At 71.5% G+C, this 6,469-nt stretch carries 6 protein-coding genes; 3 read left to right on the forward strand and 3 right to left on the reverse strand.

The annotated features are described in order from the left end of the window. Positions 1-1,013, reverse strand: a 1,013-nt coding sequence (locus tag ACLL9L_RS04825) for a histidine kinase dimerization/phospho-acceptor domain-containing protein (protein ID WP_411283512.1), incomplete at its 3' end; no start/stop codon positions are given. Further along, positions 1,010-1,660, reverse strand: a complete 651-nt coding sequence (locus tag ACLL9L_RS04830; RefSeq protein WP_411283513.1) for a response regulator transcription factor — start codon at positions 1,658-1,660, stop codon at positions 1,010-1,012. The genes ACLL9L_RS04825 and ACLL9L_RS04830, both read right to left, overlap by 4 nt. A gap of 123 nt (positions 1,661-1,783) precedes the next feature. Here ACLL9L_RS04830 and ACLL9L_RS04835 point away from each other — a divergent pair, with 123 nt between their 5' ends. Genes ACLL9L_RS04835 through ACLL9L_RS04845 form a run of 3 tightly spaced genes read left to right on the forward strand, consistent with a single transcriptional unit; the run spans position 1,784 to position 4,729 of the window. Next, positions 1,784-2,905, forward strand: coding sequence for a LolA family protein (locus tag ACLL9L_RS04835; RefSeq protein ID WP_411283514.1), 1,122 nt, complete (start codon positions 1,784-1,786; stop codon positions 2,903-2,905). Further along, on the forward strand, positions 2,902-3,885 hold the full coding sequence (locus tag ACLL9L_RS04840; protein WP_411283515.1) for an ATP-binding cassette domain-containing protein: 984 nt from the start codon (positions 2,902-2,904) through the stop codon (positions 3,883-3,885). Before ACLL9L_RS04835 ends, ACLL9L_RS04840 begins: the two co-directional genes overlap by 4 nt. After that, positions 3,872-4,729, forward strand: coding sequence for an ABC transporter permease (locus tag ACLL9L_RS04845; protein ID WP_411283516.1), 858 nt, complete (start codon positions 3,872-3,874; stop codon positions 4,727-4,729). The genes ACLL9L_RS04840 and ACLL9L_RS04845 overlap by 14 nt, the downstream gene beginning before the upstream one ends. 15 nt (positions 4,730-4,744) lie before the next feature. Here the strand turns inward: ACLL9L_RS04845 and ACLL9L_RS04850 are convergent, their stop codons facing one another. Then, positions 4,745-6,418 (reverse strand): long-chain fatty acid--CoA ligase, encoded by a 1,674-nt coding sequence (locus tag ACLL9L_RS04850; protein WP_411283517.1) that lies wholly within the window; start codon positions 6,416-6,418, stop codon positions 4,745-4,747. Positions 6,419-6,469 lie beyond the last annotated feature (51 nt).

Raw genomic sequence — 6,469 nt, forward strand, 5'->3', positions numbered from 1 at the left:
GCATACCGGCCGACCACCTCGGGAAGCAGCGACCGGAGGTCGGTCCCGGCGGTGTTCACCGCGGCCGCGCCGTCGTCCGAGCGGGCGAGGAGCAGCAGGTCCTCGACGAGCGACGACAACCGGTGGACGTCCGCGAGCAGGTCGGTCGGCAGCGTCCCGCCCTCGCCGAGTCGGTGGGCCACCTCGAGCTGCGTCTGCATGCTCGCCAGGGGGCTGCGCAGCTCGTGTGCCGCGTCGGCGACGAAGGACCGCTGCTTGTGGCGCGCTCCGGCCACCCGGTCGAGCATGGCGTTGAGCGTGACGGCCAGCGCGCTGATCTCGTCGCGGGCCGGGGGGACCGGCAGCCGCTCGGTCTCGGACGAGGTTTCGTCGATGCGAGCAGCGCTGTGGCGCAACGCCTCCACCGGTCTGAGGGCGGCGCCGACGCCGCGCCACGCGATCGCTGCGAGGACGGTGAGCAGCAGCGGGTAGAGGACGAGCAGGAGGACGCGCAGCGTCCGGCCGCTGGCCTCGAGGTCGGCCGTCGGCGATGCCGCGACCACGGTGACCGGGGCCGTTGCCGGTCCGGCCGCCACCGCAGCCACCTGGAGGCTGCCCGAGAGACCGGAGCGGTGCCCGGGCACGACGACCCGGTCTCCGGCAAGGGCGTCCCGGCGCTCGTCGTCGGTGACGAGCGGGGTGAGCCGGTCGGCCGTCACCGAGCCGCCGAGCACGCGGCCCTGGGTGTCGAGGACCTGCACGACCTCGGACGCGGACACCGGGACCGGGTCGGGGAGGCGTCCGGCGTCGACGAGGGCGGCGACCGTCCGGGCGCTGGAGAGGGTGTCGGCCTGGATCGTGCGGCTGAGTGACGTGGTGAGGACGACGTAGAGCAGGACCCCGCCGACGAGCAGGGCCACAGCCACCGCGAGCACGGCGACGGTCACCAGCCGGCCACGCAGGCTGATCCGTTCGACCCTGGTGGGCCGGGGCGACGCCTGGTCGTCGGGCCCCCGAATGTCGCCCGGTGTCATGTCGCGAGCCGGTAGCCGACGCCGCGGACCGTCTCGATGCGGGCCCGGCCCAGCTTGCGGCGGAGGTAGCCCACATAGACCTCCACGACGTTCGCGTCGTCTCCCGGCCCCCACACGCTCTCCAGCAGGTCCTCCTTGGCGACGACGGCTGGGCCGGCTCGCAGCAGGTGCTCGAGCACGAGGAACTCCCGTGGCGAGAGGGAGACCTCGACGCCGTCGGCGTGGACCCGGTGGGACGCGGGGTCGAGGACGATGCCGGCGCCTTCGAGCAGCACGGGGCGGGGCCCGGACTCGCGGCGCAGCAGGGCCCGAAGTCGGGCGAGCAGGACGACGAACGAGAACGGCTTGGTGAGGTAGTCGTCGGCGCCGTAGTCGAGCCCGTCGGCCTCGTCGTACTCCCCGTCCTTGGCCGAGAGCATCAGCACCGGCACCCAGTTCTGCTCGGCGCGCAGGGTCCTCACCACGGTGTAGCCCGACATCCGCGGCAGCATGACGTCCAGGACGACGGCGTCGTAGCCACCGAACCGGGCCGCCTCCAGACCGGCCTCCCCGTCGGCGACGTGCTCGACGACGAACCCCTCGGCCACGAGCCCCCGCGTGAGGGCCGCAGCCATCCGCGTCTCGTCCTCAACCAGGAGCAGTCGCACCATGGCACTGTGTCACGGGCGCGGTGTCACGACAGCACCGCACGGTGTCACCATCTCTGCTCATCAACGCCTCGGGACCCCCTTCTCAGGTCGTTCACAGCCGGGCCGGGGCAGGATGGGCCCATGAGCTTCTTCACTGAGCACACCCGGGTCCGGTGGGCCATCCCCGTCGCGGCGGTCGCCGTCATCGGTGGAACCACCTTCGTGACCAGCCGGACGGCCAACGCCGATGCCGGGCTCGCGCCGCGCACCGCGGCCCAGCTGCTCGTCGACGTCCAGCAGGCCCAGCTCGAGAGCCTGTCCGGCACCGTCGTGCAGACCGCCGACCTCGGCCTGCCCCAGATCCCGGGCCTGGGCGGAGGCGCCGCCGGCTCGACCGGGGCCGACCCGTCCCTGACGTCCATCGTCTCCGGCACCCACACCTGGCGGGTCTGGTTCGCCGGCCCGACGCAGCAGCGCCTCGCCCTCGTCGGCAGCCTCGGCGAGTCCGACATCGTCCGCAACGGGTCGGACCTCTGGGTGTGGTCGAGCAAGGACAAGACGGCCGTCCACCACACCGTGCCCGCCGCCACCGACGCCAAGCGTGCGGCGACCGCACCCACCGAGCTGCCCAAGACTCCCGGTGACGCGGCGCAGATGGCGCTGGCGCTCATGGGGAAGAGCACCGACGTCTCGACCTCGGGCACAGCCGTCGTCGGGGGTCGCCAGGCCTACGAGCTCGTGCTCAAGCCCAAGGAGGCCACGACCCGGGTGGCACAGGTCCGCATCGCCATCGACAGCGAGAAGCACATCCCCCTGCGGGTGCAGATCTACTCGACCAAGATCGCCAACCCGGCCTTCGAGGTCGGATTCAGCTCCGTCGACTTCGCGGCGCCCGACGGCCGTCAGTTTGCCTTCAACCCACCGGCCGACACCAAGGTCACCGAGTCGGGGACCCTGAAGGGTGGGCAGCAGGCCGCGGCCACCGCCGCGCCCGCGGCACGGGCCGCCCTGGCGCCGAAGGTCGTCGGCTCGGGCTGGAGCTCGGTCGTCGTCGCCACCGTGCCCCAGCAGGACGCGCAGGCGTCGAGGGAGCAGCGGCAGCTCGCCGGCATCCTGGCGGCCATCCCGAGGGAGAGCGGCGCCTGGGGGAGCGGTCGCGTCATCGACGGGACGCTCTTCTCCGCAGTGCTCACCGACGACGGCCGGGTCGCCGTGGGCGCCGTCGCCCCCGAGCAGCTGTATGCCGCCCTCACGGCCCCGTGAACGCCGCCACCGTGGCGCTCGGCACCGTCGCCATCGGCACCGACCACGACGGTGATCTGGCGATCGCCACCTGCGGGCTGAGCAAACGCTTCGGCACGCAGACCGCCGTCGACGCCCTTGGCCTCGTCGTGCCGACTGGCTCGGTCTACGGGTTCCTGGGGCCCAACGGCTCCGGGAAGACGACGACGATCCGGATGCTCCTCGGCCTCGTCCAGCCGACCTCGGGCACCCGCACCCTGCTCGGGTGCCCCATCCCGGCCCGCGCCGGTGACGTCCTCCCGCGGGTCGGGGCCCTCGTCGAGGGCCCGGCGTTCCATCCCTACCTGTCCGGACGCTCGAACCTCGCCCGGCTCGACTCCGCGGACCTGCTGGCGGACCCCCGCACGGCCCGGACCCGGATCGACGCGGCGCTCGACCGGGTCGGCCTGCTCGCCGCTGCGACCAAGCGCTACCGGGCCTACTCGCTCGGGATGCGCCAGCGCCTCGCGATCGCGGGCGCGCTGCTCGTCCCCCGGGACCTGCTCGTCCTCGACGAGCCGACGAACGGGCTCGACCCGCAGGGCACCCGTGAGGTGCGCCACCTCATCGGGTCGTTGGCCGCGGACGGCGCGACGGTGTTCGTCTCCAGCCACCTGCTGTCCGAGGTCGAGCAGATGTGCTCCCACCTCGGCGTGATGAGTGACGGCCGGTTGGTCGCCCAAGGCACCTCGGCGTCCGTTCGAGGTGTCGCGGGTCCGCTCGCCCGGGTCTCGAGTGACCAGCCGCTCGAGGCGGCGCGGGTCCTCACCGAGCTCGGCCTGACCGGCGTCGAGGTGCTCGACGGTGAGGTCCGCGGCATACCCGGCTCGATCCCGGCGGAGAAGATCGTCGCCGCCCTCGTCCACGACGGGGTCGGCGTGCGGGCCTTCTCGATCGCGTCGCCAAGTCTGGAGGACCTCTTCGTGTCCCTCACCGGGGAGGGCTTCGATGTCAGCGGTTGACGCGACGGCGACCCGCAGACCGCGACGGGCGGGTCCGTCGGCCCGGTTGCTGCGCTCCGAGCTGCGTCTCATCGCCGGACGCCGGCGCAACCAGATGGGTCTCGTCGTGCTCGCGGTCGTGCCTGTCGTCCTCGCCATCGCGGTGAAGATCTCGACCCCCCGTCCCGGCCGGGGGCCCGACTTCCTCTCGTCGATCACCTCCAACGGGCTGTTCGTGCCGCTCGCGGCCCTGACCCTCGAGATGACGTTCTTCCTGCCGCTCGCCATCTCGACGCTGGCCGGTGACTCCGTGGCCGGTGAGGCCAACCTCGGCACCCTGCGCTACCTCCTGACCGTGCCGGTGCACCGCACCCGGCTCCTGCGTGTGAAGTACCTCTCCTTGTGCATCGGCGCGGCATGGGGGGTCGGCGTCGTCGGCGTCGTCGGCGCCTTCGTCGGGGTCGCGATCTTCGGCGCGGGCCCGTTGACGACCCTGTCCGGGTCTCAGATCTCGTTCGCCGAGGCGGCCTGGCGGCTGGTCCTCGTGATGCTCTACCTCAGTGCCGGGCTCGCCGGGCTCGCCGCCGTGGGCCTCTTCATCTCGACGCTCACCGAGCAACCGATCGCCGCGACGATCGCCCTGATGATCTTCACGATCATCGCCTGGATCCTCGACGCCGTCCCCCAGCTCGGCTGGCTCCACCCGTGGCTCATCGTCCACGAGTGGCTCTCCTTCGGGGACCTGCTGCGCGACCCGCCGTCGTGGGACAACGTCGTGCGCGGCCTGTCCGTCGACGCCGGGTATGCCGTGGTCTTCTGGCTTGCGGCATGGGCCCGGTTCTCGGGCAAGGACATCACCAGCTGAGTCAGCGCCCCTGTGTCAGCGCAGCTGCGTGACCGGGAGGTCGCCCTCGGCGTAGCGCCGGCGGATGACCTTCTTGTCGAACTTGCCGACAGAGGTCTTGGGCACCTCGTCGATGAACGCCCAGCGCTCCGGCACCTGCCACTTGGCGACCTTTCCGTCGAGGAAGGCGCTGAGGTCGTCGGCGGTGGTGGTGGACCCGTCGACGAGGACGACCGACGCCAGGGGACGCTCGCCCCACTTCTCGTCCGGCACCCCCACCACGGAGGCCTCCTTGACGTCAGGGTGGCCCATGATGTGGTTCTCGAGGTCGACCGAGCTGATCCACTCGCCACCGGACTTGATGACGTCCTTGGCCCGGTCGGTGAGGGCGAGGAACCCGTCGCGGGTGAGTGCGCCGACGTCGCCGGTGCGCAGCCACCCGTCGTCGCTGTACTTCGCGTTCATCTCGCTACGCTCCGTGTCGCTCTCGGACCCGTTGAGGTAGTAGCTGGCGGTGACCCATGGGCCGCGCACCTCCAGCTCTCCGACGCTCTCGCCGTCCCAGGGCTGCTCGACCCCGTCGGGGCCCATCAGCCGACCGTCGACGCCGCACAGCAGCCGGCCCTGCTTCTCACGGTAGGACCAGAACTCGTCGCTGCCTGCCTCGAGGGCCGCCGGGGCGACCGCCAGGGTGCCCACGGGCGACATCTCGGTCATGCCCCAGCCGTGGACGATCTCGATGTCGTGCCGGTCCTGGTAGGCGTGCATCATGGCCGGCGGGGCGGCGGAGCCGCCGACCATGAGCCGGTAGCAGCTGGACGTGTCGGTCGGGTGCTCGTCGAGGTAGCGCAGGAGGTCGTTCCAGATCGTCGGGACGCCGGCGCCGGTGGTCACCCTCTCGGCCTCGATCATCCTCGCGAGCGGCTCGGCCTGCAGGAACCGGTCGGGCATGATCACCGAGGCGCCGGCGATCATCACGATGTAGGGGAAGCCCCAGGCGTTGGCGTGGAAAAGCGGCACGACGACGAGGCTGCGGTCACCCTGGCGCACGCCCAGCGACTGGGCCACGGTCAGGGAGTGCAGATAGTTGCTGCGGTGCGAATAAGCCACGCCCTTGGGGTTGCCCGTGGTGCCGGAGGTGTAGCACATCGACGACGCGCAGTTCTCGTCCAGGTCCTCGGGCCAGTCGAAGGTCTGCGGCTCCCCGTCGATGAGCGTGAAGAAGTCGTGGACCCCCTCGATGTGCTCGACGGCCTCGAGTGCGGCCCGGGTCTCGTCGTCGATCTCGCCGTTGACGATGACGTGGCGCAGGGTCGTGAGGTGCGGGAGCAGCTGGCTGAACGGCTTGGCGAGGGAGTTGTCGACGATCACGACCTCGTTGCCCGCGTGGGTGGCGGTGTAGATCAGCTGCTCGGGGAAGAGCCGGATGTTGAGGGCGTGCAGGACGGCTCCCATCGACGGGATCGCGAGGTAGGCGATGAGGTGCTCGGCGTTGTTCCACATGAACGTCGCGACGCGTTGGTCGCCGGTGATCCCCAGCTTGCGGAGGGCACCGGCGAGCTGGGCGGCACGGGTGCCGACCTCCGCGTAGGACGTCCGCCGGGGTCCGTCGGCGGTCCAGGTGACGACCTCCTGGTCGGCATGGACCGTCGTCCCGTAACGCAGCAGGTGGGAGATCAACAAGGGCGTGGTCTGCATCGTGCTCTTCATGGCCTGAGCGTGCCAGCAACTCGCGGCGGACGGAAGGGTATCCGGGCAACC

This window comes from Lapillicoccus sp. (genome assembly GCF_046595215.1).
In the GTDB taxonomy this organism is placed as follows: domain Bacteria; phylum Actinomycetota; class Actinomycetes; order Actinomycetales; family Dermatophilaceae; genus Lapillicoccus.